The 14296-nt window shown below is 63.6% G+C and carries 10 protein-coding genes; 1 reads left to right on the forward strand and 9 read right to left on the reverse strand.

What is annotated here, in order from left to right:
• Window positions 1-93: 93 nt before the first annotated feature.
• The 6 genes from mdtD to betI form a co-directional block, all read right to left on the reverse strand.
• Entirely contained in the window at window positions 94-1524 is a 1431-nt protein-coding gene (gene mdtD / locus GWQ44_RS08120) for a multidrug transporter subunit MdtD (RefSeq protein ID WP_016966364.1), read from the reverse strand.
• A 74-nt stretch (window positions 1525-1598) separates the two neighbouring features.
• Complete coding sequence (locus tag GWQ44_RS08125) at window positions 1599-2936, reverse strand: TldD/PmbA family protein (RefSeq protein WP_275927000.1); 1338 nt, start codon at window positions 2934-2936, stop codon at window positions 1599-1601.
• Window positions 2936-4378 carry a TldD/PmbA family protein gene (locus GWQ44_RS08130; protein ID WP_275927001.1) on the reverse strand — a complete coding sequence of 481 codons (1443 nt, stop codon included), beginning with the start codon at window positions 4376-4378 and terminating at the stop codon, window positions 2936-2938. The genes GWQ44_RS08125 and GWQ44_RS08130 overlap by 1 nt, the downstream gene beginning before the upstream one ends.
• A gap of 216 nt (window positions 4379-4594) precedes the next feature.
• Window positions 4595-6298, reverse strand: a complete 1704-nt coding sequence (betA, locus tag GWQ44_RS08135) for a choline dehydrogenase (protein WP_275927002.1) — start codon at window positions 6296-6298, stop codon at window positions 4595-4597.
• 142 nt (window positions 6299-6440) lie between these two features.
• On the reverse strand, window positions 6441-7913 hold the full coding sequence (gene betB / locus GWQ44_RS08140; RefSeq protein ID WP_275927003.1) for a betaine-aldehyde dehydrogenase: 1473 nt from the start codon (window positions 7911-7913) through the stop codon (window positions 6441-6443).
• Between the two features lie 108 nt (window positions 7914-8021).
• Window positions 8022-8615, reverse strand: a complete 594-nt coding sequence (gene betI, locus GWQ44_RS08145; protein ID WP_275927004.1) for a transcriptional regulator BetI — start codon at window positions 8613-8615, stop codon at window positions 8022-8024.
• A gap of 486 nt (window positions 8616-9101) precedes the next feature.
• On the opposite strand from betI, the gene GWQ44_RS08150 reads away from it, so the two are divergent.
• On the forward strand, window positions 9102-11054 hold the full coding sequence (locus GWQ44_RS08150; RefSeq protein ID WP_256596448.1) for a BCCT family transporter: 1953 nt from the start codon (window positions 9102-9104) through the stop codon (window positions 11052-11054).
• A 186-nt stretch (window positions 11055-11240) separates the two neighbouring features.
• Here the strand turns inward: GWQ44_RS08150 and choV are convergent, their stop codons facing one another.
• From choV to GWQ44_RS08165, 3 genes are all read right to left on the reverse strand, one after another.
• Window positions 11241-12419 (reverse strand): choline ABC transporter ATP-binding protein, encoded by a 1179-nt coding sequence (gene choV / locus GWQ44_RS08155; protein WP_275927005.1) that lies wholly within the window; start codon window positions 12417-12419, stop codon window positions 11241-11243.
• A complete protein-coding gene (choW, locus tag GWQ44_RS08160; protein WP_016966356.1) occupies window positions 12416-13261 on the reverse strand; it encodes a choline ABC transporter permease subunit in 846 nt (281 codons plus the stop codon). The genes choV and choW overlap by 4 nt, the downstream gene beginning before the upstream one ends.
• 65 nt (window positions 13262-13326) lie before the next feature.
• On the reverse strand, window positions 13327-14274 hold the full coding sequence (locus tag GWQ44_RS08165) for a choline ABC transporter substrate-binding protein (RefSeq protein ID WP_179599398.1): 948 nt from the start codon (window positions 14272-14274) through the stop codon (window positions 13327-13329).
• Between the last annotated feature and the right edge of the window lie 22 nt (window positions 14275-14296).

Raw genomic sequence — 14296 nt, forward strand, 5'->3', positions numbered from 1 at the left:
CTGGCCTGCAAAACAAAATGTCGCGCAGTGTATCAGTCCCGCTCCCACAACCTGCAAATTCTGGACGAGCAACCGCGCAGGGAGGTGTGCGGCTCAATGCTCGATGTGCTGTTCCTCGACCTTGCGCGCCCTTCGGCCATCGGTGGGCGACAGCTGGAGGAAGATCGCCGCCGCCAGCATCGCCATGATGCCCACGGTGAGGAAGGTCAGCTGGAAGGCTCCGAGCACGGTGTCCACGCCGTCATTGCCCACTTGCGCGGTAAAGCCCCCCAGCAGCGCACCGGCACAGGCCACCCCGAGGCTCAGGGACAGTTGCGCCACCACCGACAGCAGGCTGTTGCCGCTGCTGGCGGCGGCGTCGTCGAGGTCGATCAGGGTCACGGTGTTCATCGCCGTGAACTGCAGCGAGTTGATCGCCCCCAGTACCGCCAGCATGGCCAGCAGCAGCGGGTAGGGCGTCTGTTCGCTGACCAGGCCCATGCTCGCCAGCATCAGGCCCAGGGCCAGGGTGTTGCCGGTCAGCACGATGCGGTAGCCCAGGCGCTCGATCAGGGGGCGGGCAATGGACTTGGCCACCATGGCCGCGGCGGCCAGGGGCAGCATGCTCATCCCGGCCTGGGAAGGCGAGTAGCCCAGGGCCACCTGCAGCAGCAGCGGCACCAGGAACGGCAGGGCGCCGCTGCCGAGGCGGGCGAACAGGTTGCCGAGGATGCCCACGGCAAAGGTCCGTACCTTGAACAGCGACGGGGCGAACAGCGGGTTGTCCACATGTCCGGCCCGCAGCCAGTAGGCCGCCAGGCAGGCCAGGCCGCCAAACAGCAGCAACATCACCCGCAGGTGCGGCAGGTGCAGTTCACCCAGGCCTTCCATGGCGATGGTGATCAGCACCATCGCCGCGCCGAACAGCACAAAGCCCAGGCCGTCGAAGCGCGTGCGCTCGCTGCCCCGCAGGTCGGGAATGAAGCGCCATACCGCGTAGCAGCCCACGGCCCCCACCGGCAGGTTGATCAGGAAGATCCAGTGCCAGGTCAGGTACTGCACCATCCAGCCGCCCATGGTTGGGCCGATCAACGGCCCCAAAAGCCCCGGAATGGTAATGAAGCCCATGATCCGCACCAGCTCCGAGCGCGGGTAGGCCCGCAGCACCACCAGCCGCCCCACCGGCAGCATCAGTGCCCCGCCCAGGCCCTGGATCACCCGGGCGCCGATCAGTTGGCTCAGGGTGTTGGACAGGGCGCACAGCAGCGAACCGATGCTGAACAGCAAGATGGCGCCGAAGAAGATCTTCTTGGTGCCGAAGCGGTCGGCGATCCAGCCAGAGGCCGGGATCAGCAGGGCCACGGTGAGCATGTAGGCGATGATCACCCCCTGCATGCGCAGCGGGTCTTCCGCCAGGTCCTGGGCCATGGCCGGCAGTGCGGTGTTGAGGATGGTGCCGTCCAGGGACTGCATGAAGAAGGCGATGGCCACCACCCAGGGCAGCCAGCGGGCAGTGGTGGCGTCGAGCGGCGAGCGTTCGGGCATGGGACCTCAGTCAGGGCAGCGTTAAGTGGCCAGCTTCAAGCTGCAAGCTTGTGGCTTGCAGCTTGAGGCTGATTTCACAAGGTCAGGGTCAGGCGGCTGATCAGTGCTCCGGGCAAGTGCATCGAAGCCGTCTGGCGCTGGCCGTAGGTACTGGCCGAGAGCAGCAGTTCGCGCTGTTCGGTCAGGGCCTCCAGTTGCGAACCCAGCAGGCTGTAGACGCTGTCGTCGAAACGCATGGTGCTGACCGGGGCCTGGATCTCGCCGTTTTCCACCCAGAAGGTGGCGAAGCGGGTCATGCCGGTCAGGCGTGCCGCCGGCAGGTCCGAGTAGTTCAGGTACCACAGGTTGCTGATGTACAGGCCGGTGCCCAGTTGCTTGAGGATCTCCTGCCGGGGCAACTGGCCCGCCGCCATGCTCAGCGCGCTGGGGTACTCGCCGCTGCCGGCGCCGTTGCTGCTCAGGCCGTATTCTGCGGCGCTGCGGGAGTTGATCAAGCGGTCATTGGCCGCGCCCCGGGCAATCAGCGACAGGTCGCTGCGCGGATAGCCTTCGTCGGAAAACGCCGGGCTCAGAGAGCCGCTGACCTGTTCGTCGAGTGATACCTGCGGGCTCAGGGCGGCGTCACCGGCATAGAGTTTCTGCAAGGGGCTGTGCTTGCTGGCAATCGATTGGGCCGAGAAACCGCCCCAGGCCAGCATGCCCATGATCTCCTCCAGGGCCGCCGGTGCCAGGTAGGCCCGGTACTGCCCGGGCGCCAGGGTGCGCAGCGGGCGACCGAGGAACTCCAGTTGCTGGCGGGCCTGATCGAAGCGCTGGGCAAAGGCGTCGCTGTCCCAGGCGTGTCCGGCATAGCTGGCCTTCACCGCTTCGCCGTTGGCGTGGAACAGGCTGAAGTCGAAATTGAAGCTGTTGGCCTGGTGCCAGCCGAAAGCCCCGGCGGAGCTGGCGAAGCCGCGACTGATGGGCCCGGCGGCGTAGATGCCCACCAGATCCAGGCCCGCCGCCGCGCGGCCGATCTGCGCCACCACCAGCTCGCTGCCGGGCAGTGGGTGTTCCTGTACGTGATGGGATTGCCACTGGCTGTGGTTGAGCATCAGGTAGGGGTCCACCGGCAGCAGCGCCAGGGTGTCCCGCAGCTGGTGCAAGCCCTCGGCCAGGCGCTGGCGATCGACCTCGGGGTCATTGCTCAGGGTGATGTCCAGGTCGGCGTGACGCCCCTCGTCGATCAGCTTGAAACGCAGGCTGGCCTGTTGCACCTGCCCGGCCTGGCGCACCTTGGCGTGGTTGAAACGGATGAACTCCGAGGCTTCGGCCGAGTAGCTGAGGGTGAACTGCTCCGGCGCCCTGATTGCCTCCTGCAGCCATTGCACCAGGTCCTTGAACTGCTCGGCCTGATTCATCGTCCTGGTCATCAGGCGTCTCCTCCAAATACGTCAATCTTGCTGAACACACAGGCCGGCGAAGCATGGCCCACGCGAATCACCTGGTTGGGTTCGCCCTTGCCGCAGTTGGGCGTGCCCAGGACCTGGAAGGTGCTGCGATCGCCCACCGCGCTGAGGTTGCGCCAGAACTGCGCGGAAATGCCCCGGTAGTTGGGGTTCTTGACCACGCCCTTGAGTTCGCCGTTCTCGATCAGTTGGCCCCATTCGCAGCCGAACTGGAACTTGTTGCGCGCATCGTCGATGGACCAGGAGCGGTTGGTGGACATCAGGATGCCGTGCTCGATCTGGCCGATCAGGCGTTCCAGAGGCTGGTCGCCGGGTTCGATATTGAGGTTGGCCATGCGATCGATGGGCGCGCGGTTCCAGCTGCTGGCGCGGCTGTTGGCCACGCCGTCGAGGCCGCTGCGGTATTGCGACAGGGCGCTGCCCAGCGGCCGCACCAGCAGGCCTTCGCGGATCAGGAACTGTTTGCTCGCCGCCGTGCCGTCGTCGTCATGGCCATAGCTGGCCAGCTCCTCGGGAATCTGTGGGTCGAAGGTCACGTTGAGCAGCGCCGAGCCGTATTGCAGGCGGCCGAAATCCTCCTGTTTGACGAAGCTGGTGCCGGCGTAGTTGCGCTCGTCGCCGAGAATGCGGTCCAGCTCCAGGGGGTGGCCGATGGATTCGTGGATCTGCAGCATCATCTGGTCCGGCATCAGCAACAGGTCCCGCTGGCCTGGCGGGGTGTTCGGCGCCAGCAGCAGTTGCAGGGCCTGGTCGGCCACCCGGGGCGCGGCGCCCAGCAGGCCGCAGCGGCTGATCACATCGCCGGCGCCCTGCTGGCCGAAGTTTTCCCGGCCCAGGCTGCGGGTCTGGCTGTCGCTGCCGTCGTAGGCGGTCACGTCCAGTCCCGGGTAGACGAAGCGCTGGGCCTGGCGCAGCTCGGCGCCGGCGCTGTTGAGGTAGATCTGCTCGACCTGGGTCACGCCGATGCCCACTTGCCAGTTCACCAGGCGTTCATCCTTGGGCACCGAGGCCGACTCGTCGCCCAGCAACTGGTAGCAGTCGCTGAGGGACGGGAAGGGCTGGTCGAGGTTGGGCGAGAAGTAGTCCCCACGCTGGCTTGACACCGGCTGCTCGCTCAGGTCCAGCAGGGCATGGGCGGCAATCACCCGGGCCTGTTGTTCGGCGCGGTCGAGGGCCGCTTGCAGGCCGTGTGGCGACAGGTCGTTGGTGGCGGCGTAGGCTTCCACGCCACGTACCCGCACGGTCAGCATCGCCCCTTCGTCACGGCCCAGGCTCGGTGGTTCGGCAATGTTCTTGCGTACCGACAGGTACTGGTTCGACTCGCGCACATAGCGCAGGGAAAAGAATTCGGCGCCCGTGCGCAAGGCAGCGAAGCGCTGCTTGAGCTGGGGGTGAAAGTCGAACATGGAGGACCTCCTTGTGAGGCGCGCGAGCGGGCTGGCGCGTTTCGCCAGCCAGCGGGCTCCTACAGGTGTAGGTGCTGATGGGCTCTGGGGCGAAGGGGATGTGCAAGTTGCAGAACTGTAGCCGCTGCCCAAGGCTGCGATCAAGGCGGTCGTTTTGCGGGGTGGGGCGGGGAAGTGAGAAAGGGCGCCGACCCTTGCGGTCGGCGCCCATACTGCTTACTGCGCGGTCGGGCTGACGTCGCGCAGTGGCTTGCCACGTACCGGAGCGTCGCCGGCTACGTAGTAGTCGGCCTTGCTGCGGGGCAGCGGCTGACGGCCACGGATCTTGTCGGCGATTTTCTCGGCCATCATGATCGTCGGCGCGTTGAGGTTGCCGGTGGTGATGATCGGCATGATCGAGGCATCCACCACGCGCAGGCCCTGCATGCCGTGCACGCGGCCCTGGCCGTCCACTACCGCCATGTCGTCGGTGCCCATCTTGCACGAGCAGGATGGGTGGAACGCAGTCTCGGCGTGCTCGCGGATGAACTTGTCCAGCTGCTCATCGGTTTGCACCTCGATGCCCGGGCTGATCTCGCGACCGCGGAAGGCGTCCAGGGCCGGCTGCTGCATGATTTCCCGGGTCAGGCGGATGCCGTCGCGGAATTCCTGCCAGTCCTGCTCGGTGGCCATGTAGTTGAAGAGGATGCTCGGGTGCTGGCGCGGGTCCTTGGACTTGAGCTGCACGCGGCCACGGCTCGGCGAGCGCATGGAGCCCATGTGCGCCTGGAAGCCGTGCTCTTTCACACCGTTGCTGCCGTTGTAGTTAATCGCCACCGGCAGGAAGTGGTACTGGATGTTCGGCCATTCGAATTCCGGACGGGTGCGGATGAAACCGCCGGCTTCGAACTGGTTGCTGGCGCCGATGCCGGTGCCGTTGAACAGCCATTCGGCGCCGATGGCCGGCTGGTTCCACCACAGCAGCGATGGGTACAGGGACACGGGCTGGGTGCAGGCGTACTGCAGGTACAGCTCCAGGTGGTCCTGCAGGTTCTCGCCGACGCCCGGCAGGTCGTGGACCACCGGGATGTCCAGGCTTTCCAGCAGGGCGCGGGGGCCGACGCCGGAGCGTTGCAGCAGTTGCGGCGAGGCGATGGCGCCGGAGCTGACGATGACTTCCTTGCGGGCGCGGGCTTCCACGCGCTCTTCGGTGCTGCCTTGCAGGTAGCTCACGCCCACCGCGCGCTTGCCCTCAAAGAGGATCTTGTCGGTCAGGGCGTGGGTGATGATGGTCAGGGTCGAACGCTTCTTGGCGATGTCCAGGTAGCCGCGGGCGGTGCTGGAGCGACGGCCTTTGGGGGTCACGGTACGGTCCATCGGACCGAAGCCTTCCTGCTGGTAGCCGTTCAGGTCTTCGGTGCGCGGGTAACCGGCTTGCACGCCGGCTTCGACCATGGCGTGGAACAGCGGGTTGTTGCCGGCTTTGGGCGTGGTCACGCTGACCGGGCCTTCGCCGCCGTGGTAGTCGTTGGGGCCGATGTCACGGGTTTCCGCCTTGCGGAAATACGGCAGGCAGTCCAGGTAGGTCCAGTCTTCCAGGCCTGGCAGCTTGGCCCAGCCGTCGTAGTCCATGGCGTTGCCGCGGATGTAGCACATGCCGTTGATCAGCGACGAGCCACCCAGGCCCTTGCCGCGACCGCACTCCATGCGACGACCGTTCATGTGTGGCTCTGGATCGGTCTCGTAGGCCCAGTTGTAGCGCCGGCCTTGCAGTGGAAAGGCCAGAGCCGCCGGCATCTGGGTACGGAAGTCGAAACGATAGTCCGGGCCGCCGGCTTCCAGCAGCAGGACGGTGACGCCTTCGTCTTCGGTCAGACGGGTCGCCAGGGTGTTACCGGCCGAGCCGGCACCCACAATGATGTAATCGTATTCTTGGGCCATTGGAGCCTCCGTGGAGAGCTGCAAGCCTCAAGCTTCAAGCTGCAGGGAAGGCAGCGAAGCGGGCTTGGCATTGAATGAGGAGCAGGCGGCAAGCCAGGCTGTTGCCTGGGCCTGCCGCTTGTAGCTGGCTGCTGGCAGCTGCTTAGAACACCGAGGCGTAGTCGCCCAGCTCGACCTGCACCGACTTGATGCGGGTGAAGTTGTTCAGCGAGCTGATGCCGTTCTCACGGCCAACACCCGATTGCTTGTAGCCGCCAACCGGCATCTTGGCGTCGGATTCGCCCCAGGCGTTGATCCAGCAGATACCGGCTTCGAGCTGATGAATCACGCGGTGGGCGCGGTTCAGGTCCTTGGTGACGATACCGGCAGCCAGGCCGAAGTCGGTGTCGTTGGCGCGGCGGATCACTTCTTCTTCGGTTTCGTAAGTCAGGATCGCCATCACTGGGCCGAAGATTTCTTCACGGACGATGGTCATGTCGTCGGTGCAGTCGGTGAACACGGTCGGTGCAACGAAGGCACCTTTGGCGAATTCGCCGTCGGTCAGGCGCTCGCCGCCGCACAGTACGCGGGCACCTTCTGCTTTGCCCTTGGCGATGTAGCCCAGCACGCTTTCCATGTGCTGGAAGCTGACCAGCGGACCGAAGTTGGTGTTTTCGTCTTCCGGGTTGCCGATGCGGATGCGCGCCACGCGCTCGGCGATCTTGGCTTCGAAAGCGGCTTTCAGGTGGCGCGGTACGAACACGCGAGTACCGTTGGTGCAGACCTGACCGGAGCTGTAGAAGTTGGCCATCATGGCGGTGTCGGCGGCGCGATCCAGGTCGGCGTCGTCGAAGATGATCAGCGGCGACTTGCCGCCCAGTTCCATGGTCACGTCTTTGAGCGAGGAGCTGGAAGCGCTGGCCATGACTTTCTTGCCGGTGTCGGTGCCGCCGGTGAAGGAGACTTTCTCGATGCGCGGATGCTCGGTCAGCCAGGTGCCGACTTCGCGGCCGCTGCCAGTCAGCACGTTGAACACGCCAGCCGGTACGCCGGCTTCGGTGTAGATCTCGGCCAGTTTCAGGGTGGTCAGCGAGGTGACTTCGCTGGGCTTGAAGATCATCGCGTTACCGGCGGCCAGGGCTGGCGCGGATTTCCACAGGGCGATCTGGATCGGGTAGTTCCAGGCGCCGATGCCGGCCACTACGCCCAGAGGCTCGCGACGGGTGTAGACGAAGGACGTGGTGCGCAGCGGGATCTGCTCGCCTTCGATGGCCGGTACCAGGCCTGCGTAGTATTCCAGCACGTCGGCGCCGGTGACGATGTCCACGTACTTGGTTTCGGAGAAGGCTTTACCGGTGTCCAGGGTTTCCAGAGCGGCCAGTTCGTCATTGCGCTCGCGGAGGATTTCCACAGCGCGACGCAGGATGCGCGAGCGCTCCATGGCGGTCATGGCGGCCCAGATCTTCTGGCCTTTTTCGGCGCTGACCACGGCGCGTTCCACGTCTTCCTTGGTCGCACGCTGCACTTGTGCGAGAACTTCACCGTTGGCCGGGTTGATGGCATCGAAAGTGGCGTCGCTGCCGGCATCGGTGTAGCCGCCGTCGATGTAGAGTTTTTGCAGTTCGAAACGGGCCATAGTGTCCTCGCAAGTGCATTAAGTAGTGGGCTTGACCACCGGGCGTATCCCGAAGTTCAGGACACGTTGATCAGTGGCGGGTCAGGGGCCGAGCGTCTCTTTTGTGCTCTAGCGCTCCTGCTTAACCAGTTGTAGATCCATGTATTCGTAAGCGATCCGTATCGCCTGGTCGGTGTCGAATTCATCACCCGACAAGGCACCACGCAGCCACAAACCGTCGATCAAAGCCGCCAGGCCGCGGGCTGCCTTGCGCGCATGGTAGAGCGGCAGGGCACGGCGGAACTGGCAACACAGGTTGGAATACAAGCGGTGGTCGTTGATCCGCTGCAACCTGTGCAAATCGGGCTGGTGCATGCTGGAAGCCCAGAAGGCCAACCAGGTTTTCATTGCCGGGCCGTTCACCTGGCTGGCATCGAAGTTGCCCTCGATGATCACTTTCAGGTGAGCGCGCGGGCTGTCGTCCGTCAGGGCCTGGCGGCGTGCTCTGACGCCTTCGTTGAGCATGCTCATGATGTAACCCATCGTCGCTGCGATCAGGCCGTTCTTGTCCCGAAAGTAGTGACTGATGATGCCGTTTGAAACACCGGCCAAACGGGCGATCAGCGCAATGCTGGCGTCCCCCATTCCGACCTGATCGACCGCTTGCAGCGTGGCTTCGATCAATTGCTGGCGGCGTATGGGTTGCATACCGACCTTGGGCATCTGATACCTCTCCTTAGGCCTGTCGGCGGGCGTATGACGCCGGTCGACTTGTGGGCCAGTCTATTTTGTTTTGATTGAACGTTCAATCAACAAAGAATAAGATCTGCGACAAATCGTCGCTGCCTGGGGAGGTTTTCCTACTCGCGGACGGCGGGAAAACGACCTCCGAAATAGCCCAAAACTTACACGTGGCATGGCGTGGACCGGCAAGAGTAAGAACGTGTTGAAGGGGCAGGACGCTCCGGGGAACAGGCGACGAGCTGCAGGCTCGTCACTGACCTTGGATGCGGGTGCGCAACGCGGCTTTTGCGGTTTCGGGCTTTTTCGGGGTGTCTTTATATCACCCGATGATCGGCTGCCAACTAACCGATTGGTCGGGTGCGGTGTTGCCTTGTGTCCTTCTCTCGCACTGCCTGGAGCATCTGTGCAATGAGTTCTGCCTCTCTTATAAAGACCCCACCGGAGAAGGTGCGGGTCAACGGTTGGGTGTTCTACACCTCCACCGCGCTGATCCTGTTGTTGACCGCCATTCTGATCATCGCCCCGCAAGAGGCCGGCAGATTGCTGGGCATTGCCCAGGCCTGGTTGTCCCGCAGCTTCGGCTGGTACTACATGGTGGTGATCGCCGCCTACCTGGTGTTCGTGGTGGGCCTGGCGTTCTCCTCCTACGGCAAGCTCAAGCTGGGGACCAAGCAAGACACCCCGGACTTCAGCTACGGCGCCTGGGCCGGGATGCTGTTCTCCTCCGGCATCGGTATCTCGCTGCTGTACTTCGGTGCTTCCGAGCCCCTGGACCACTACTTCAATCCGCCGGAAGGCGTACCCGGCAGCAACCTGGCGGCACGCCAGGCGTTGCAGCTGACCTTCCTGCACTGGGGCCTGCATGGCTGGGCGATCTATGCCCTGGTGGGTTTGGCGGTGGCGTACTTCGCCTATCGGCATAACCAGCCGCTGGCGCTGCGTTCGGCGTTGTACCCGCTGGTGGGCGAGCGTTGGGTCAAGGGCGCGGCCGGCCACGCGGTGGACGGTTTCGGCATGTTCGTGACCCTGCTGGGCCTGGTGACCAACCTCGGGATTGGTTCGATGCAGGTGTCTTCCGGCCTGGAAAACCTGTTCGGCATGGAGCACAGCAACACCAACCTGCTGATCGTGATCATCGTCATGAGTACGGTGGCCACCATCGCTGCGGTGTCCGGCGTGGAGAACGGCATTCGCCGCCTGTCCAACCTGAACATCGTGCTGTTCAGCGGCCTGTTGATCTTCGTCCTGCTGTTCGGCCCGACCCTGCACCTGCTCAACGGTTTCGTGCAGAACATCGGCGACTACCTCAACGGTGTGGTGCTCAAGACCTTCGACCTCTATGTGTACGAAGGCGACAACGCCAAGTCCGACCGCTGGCTGGGCCTGTGGACCCTGTTCTACTGGGCCTGGTGGATTTCCTGGGCACCATTCGTGGGCATGTTCATTGCGCGTATTTCCCGCGGTCGCACCGTGCGTGAGCTGGTAGCCGGCGTGCTGCTGATTCCCCTGGGCTTCACCCTGGCCTGGCTGTCGATCTTCGGTAACTCGGCCCTGGACCTGGTGGTCAACCAGGGCGCGGTGGAGCTGGGCAAGACGGCGCTGGAACAGCCGTCCATGGCGATCTACCAACTGCTTGAGCATTACCCGGCGTCGAAGATTGTCATCGGTGTCTCGATCTTCGTCGGCTTCGTGCTGTTCCTGACCCCCGCCGACTCCGGCGCGGTGATGATGGCCAACCTGTCCTGCAAGGGCGGCAACGTCGATGAAGACGCCCCGCACTGGCTGCGGATCTTCTGGTCGGTGGTGATCACCCTGGTGACCATCGGTCTGTTGTTCGCCGGCAACTTCGAAGCCATGCAGACCATGGTGGTGCTGGCCGGCCTGCCGTTCTCGGTGGTGCTGATCTTCTTCATGTTCGGCTTGCACAAGGCCATGCGCCAGGACGTGCAGATCGAGCAGGAACAAGCGCAACTGGCCGAGCGTGGTCGTCGCGGTTTCAGCGAACGCCTGAGCCAGCTGGACCTGCAACCGACCCAGTCGGTGGTGCAGCGTTACATGGACAAGCACATCAGCCCGGCCCTGCAGGAAGCCGCCGCGCAACTGCGCAACCTGGGCCATGAGGTGCAGGCCAACCTGGGCAAGTCCAAGAATCTGCTGGGCCTGCGGGTGGAAATGGAAGAGGGCAATCCCTTCGTTTATGAAGTGAGCCTGGACGGCTACCTGGCGGCGCCGAGCGAATCGGCCCAGCCGGAAGGGGCGGACAGCGAAGTGCGCAGCCGTTTCTACCGCGCCGAGGTGTACCTGCACAACGGCAGCCAGGAATACGACTTGATGGGCTTCACCCAGGAGCAGATCACCCGTGATGTGCTCGATCAGTTCGAAAGCCATCGGCAGCTCCTCGGCCGTGTCTATAGCTGAGTGAAGTAACGGACCGCTCCCGAGGGGGCGGCTCCACCCGCTGTAGGAGCCGGCTTGCCGGCGAAGGCGCCCTTCAGGGCACTGCAAGGCTTCAGGGCCTGTTCGCTGGCAAGCCAGCTCCTACAGAAGGAGTGTGCCTTTAAAGCAAAACGCCGCGATTGCTCGCGGCGTTTTTGTGTCTGCGGCTTAACCCAGGTTCTTGCCGAGCAGCGCGTGGTAGAGCTCGCTGTCGCCCAGGATGCCGACGACTTTCTGGTTGTCGTGGAGCACCAGTTTGTTGCCGGTCTGGTAGCGGATCTGCAGCGCGTCGCGCATGCCGATATTGGAGTCCACCAGGGTCGGACGCCGGCCCAGTTCTTCCACCGCCTGTCCCGGAGTCCAGTTCTGCAGGTCCATGTGCGAGCCGTTGCGGCGGGCGCCCTTGATGGTGTTGCCTTCCGCCAGGTCGAGCCAGGAGTCGCCACCCGGGTCCAGGCACACCGAGCCGTTGACCCGCTTGCAGTTGTCCAGGCTGCGCATCAGGCTGCGACCGCAAAGCACGTTCAGCGGGTTGGTGTGGGCGACGAAGGTGCGCACATAGTCGTCCGCGGGGTTGAGCACGATCTCTTCCGGCTTGCTGTACTGGATGATCCGCCCGTCTTTCATGATGGCGATGCGGCTGCCCAGTTTCAGGGCTTCGTCCAGGTCATGGCTGACGAAGACGATGGTCTTGCTCAGCTTGCGTTGCAGTTCCAGCAACTCGTCCTGCAGCCCCTGGCGGATCAGCGGGTCGAGGGCCGAGAAGGGTTCGTCCATCAGCAGGATATCGGCGTCCATGGCCAGGGCGCGGGCCAGGCCCACGCGCTGCTGCATGCCGCCGGACAGCTCGTCGGGCTTCTTGTTGCGCCACTGGGTCAGGCCCACCAGTTCGAGTTTCTCGTCCACCAGCTTGCGCCGCTCCTTCTCCGGTCGGCCCTGCATCTCCAGGCCGAAGCTGATGTTCTCGCGCACCGTCAGCCAGGGCATCAGGGCGAACTTCTGGAACACCATGGCAATGCGCTGGGTGCGCATCATCTTCAGCTCGGCGGGGGTGCAGGAGGCAATGTCGATCTGCTTGCCTTCGTGTTCGACGAACAGCTTGCCGCGACTCACGGTGTTGAGGCCGTTGATGCAGCGCAACAGGCTGGACTTGCCGGAGCCGGAAAGTCCCATGAGTACGCAGATCTCGCCTTTCTGGATGTCCAGGCTGGCTTTTTCCACGCCGACGATCTGCCCGGTCTTCTTCAGGATTTCGTTGCGGGTCATGCCCTGGTCCAGCAGCTTGAGCGCCTCCCGAGGGTCCTTGGAGAAGATAACGTCTACGTTATCGAAGCGGATTATGCTCATGCGTCACCCCCTACTTTGGCTTCAGGTTGTTTGCAGATACGGTCGAGCATGATCGCCAGCAGCACGATGGCCAGACCGGCTTCAAAGCCCAGGGCAATGTCGGCGGTATTGAGTGCGTTGACCACGGGTTTGCCCAGGCCGTCGGCGCCGACCAGGGCGGCGATCACCACCATCGACAGCGACAGCATGATGCATTGGGTAATACCGGCGGCGATGCTCGGCATGGCGTGGGGCAGCTCAATGCGCGACAACAACTGACGGCGCGAGCAGCCAAAGGCCTTGCCGGCGTCCATCAACTCTTGTGGAACATCGCGAATGCCCAGGTAGGTCAGGCGGATCGGCGCGGCGATGGCGAACACCACGGTGGAAATCAGGCCGGGCACCACACCCAGGCCGAACAGGGTCAGGGTCGGGATCAGGTAGACGAAGGTGGGAACGGTCTGCATCAGGTCCAGGACCGGACGCATCATGGTGAAGAACAGCGGCTTGTGCGCGGCGACGATCCCCAGCGGTACGCCGATCACCACGCAGACCAGGGTGGCGAACAGCACCTGGGCCAGGGTTTCCATGGTTTCCTGCCAGTACCCCAGGTTGAGGATCAGCAGGAAAGACAGCACGACAAATACGGTCAGGCCCCATTTGCGCTGGATCATGTGCGCCAGCAGGGCGATCAGGCCGATCAGGGCCAGGGGGTTGAACCAGGTCAGCGCGAACGTCACGCCGTGGATCATGGTTTCCAGGGTGGTAGCGATCGCGTCGAAGGTGCCGGCGCCGTGCTTCGTCAACCACTCTACGAAAGCCGCGATGTACTGGCCCAGGGGGATTTTCTGATCAGTGAGCATGGTATTGAACGTCCGCATGCAAGGAAAAAACAGCCCGGGCGGGCAAGCCCGCCCGGCGTAAGCGATTACTGGGCAAGCTTGGCTTTCACGGCTTCCAGGCCGGGTTTACCGTCAATGGTGGTCACGCCGGCGAGCCAGGTATCGAGCACCTGTGGATTCTTTTTCAGCCAGGCCTTGGCGGCCGCTTCAGGCTTCATCTTGTCGTCCAGCACGTTGCCCATCAGGCTGCTTTCCATGTTCAGGGTGAACGACAGGTTCTTCAGCAACTGGCCGACGTTGCTGCATTCGGTGGTGTAGCCCTTGCGGGTGTTGGTGTAGATGGTGGCCTGGCCGAAGTTGGGGCCGAAGTACTCGTCACCCCCGGTCAGGTACTTCATCTTGAAGCGCGTGTTCATCGGGTGCGGTTCCCAGCCCAGGAACACTACCGCGGTGTCGCGTCGCTGAGCGCGCTCGACCTGGGACAGCATGCCCGCCTCGCTGGACTCCACCACCTTGAAGCCGGCGTCCTTCAGGCCGAAGGCGTTCTTGTCGATCATGGTCTGGATGGTGCGGTTGCCGTCGTTGCCCGGCTCGATGCCGTAGATCTTGCCGTCCAGTTCCTTCTTGAACTTGACGATGTCGGCGAAGTCTTTCAGGCCCTTGTCATACAAGGACTCGGGGACTGCCAGGGTGTACTTGGCGTTCTCCAGGTTGGCGCGCACGGTTTCCACGGTGCCGGCGTCGCGGTAAGGCTTGATGTCGTTTTCCATGGTCGGCATCCAGTTGCCGAGGAACACGTCCATGTTCTTGCCGTCGGCCAGGGACTTGTAGGTCACCGGCACGGAAATCATCGTGGTCTTGGTCTTGTAGCCCAGGGCGTTGAGCACAACGCTGGTGGTGGCGGTGGTCACGGTGATGTCGGTCCAGCCGACATCGGAGAAGTTTACGGTACTGCATTGCTCCGGTTCTGCGGCGTGTGCCAGAAGCGGCAGACTCAGCATGGCGGCCAACAACAACGACGGGGAACCTTTCATAGGGGGGACTCCTGGATGTTTT

Source organism: Pseudomonas sp. 3MA1 (genome assembly GCF_029237275.1).
Classification (GTDB): Bacteria; Pseudomonadota; Gammaproteobacteria; order Pseudomonadales; family Pseudomonadaceae; genus Aquipseudomonas; species Aquipseudomonas fluorescens_AP.

What these genes read in the sequence shown, in the direction of transcription:
- mdtD (WP_016966364.1), bottom strand. Translation starts at nt 1,524, where the DNA reads ATGCCCGAACGCTCGCCGCTCGACGCCACCACTGCCCGCTGGCTGCCC.
- GWQ44_RS08125 (WP_275927000.1), bottom strand. Translation starts at nt 2,936, where the DNA reads ATGACCAGGACGATGAATCAGGCCGAGCAGTTCAAGGACCTGGTGCAA.
- GWQ44_RS08130 (WP_275927001.1), bottom strand. Translation starts at nt 4,378, where the DNA reads ATGTTCGACTTTCACCCCCAGCTCAAGCAGCGCTTCGCTGCCTTGCGC.
- betA (WP_275927002.1), bottom strand. Translation starts at nt 6,298, where the DNA reads ATGGCCCAAGAATACGATTACATCATTGTGGGTGCCGGCTCGGCCGGT.
- betB (WP_275927003.1), bottom strand. Translation starts at nt 7,913, where the DNA reads ATGGCCCGTTTCGAACTGCAAAAACTCTACATCGACGGCGGCTACACC.
- betI (WP_275927004.1), bottom strand. Translation starts at nt 8,615, where the DNA reads ATGCCCAAGGTCGGTATGCAACCCATACGCCGCCAGCAATTGATCGAA.
- choV (WP_275927005.1), bottom strand. Translation starts at nt 12,419, where the DNA reads ATGAGCATAATCCGCTTCGATAACGTAGACGTTATCTTCTCCAAGGAC.
- choW (WP_016966356.1), bottom strand. Translation starts at nt 13,261, where the DNA reads ATGCTCACTGATCAGAAAATCCCCCTGGGCCAGTACATCGCGGCTTTC.
- GWQ44_RS08165 (WP_179599398.1), bottom strand. Translation starts at nt 14,274, where the DNA reads ATGAAAGGTTCCCCGTCGTTGTTGTTGGCCGCCATGCTGAGTCTGCCG.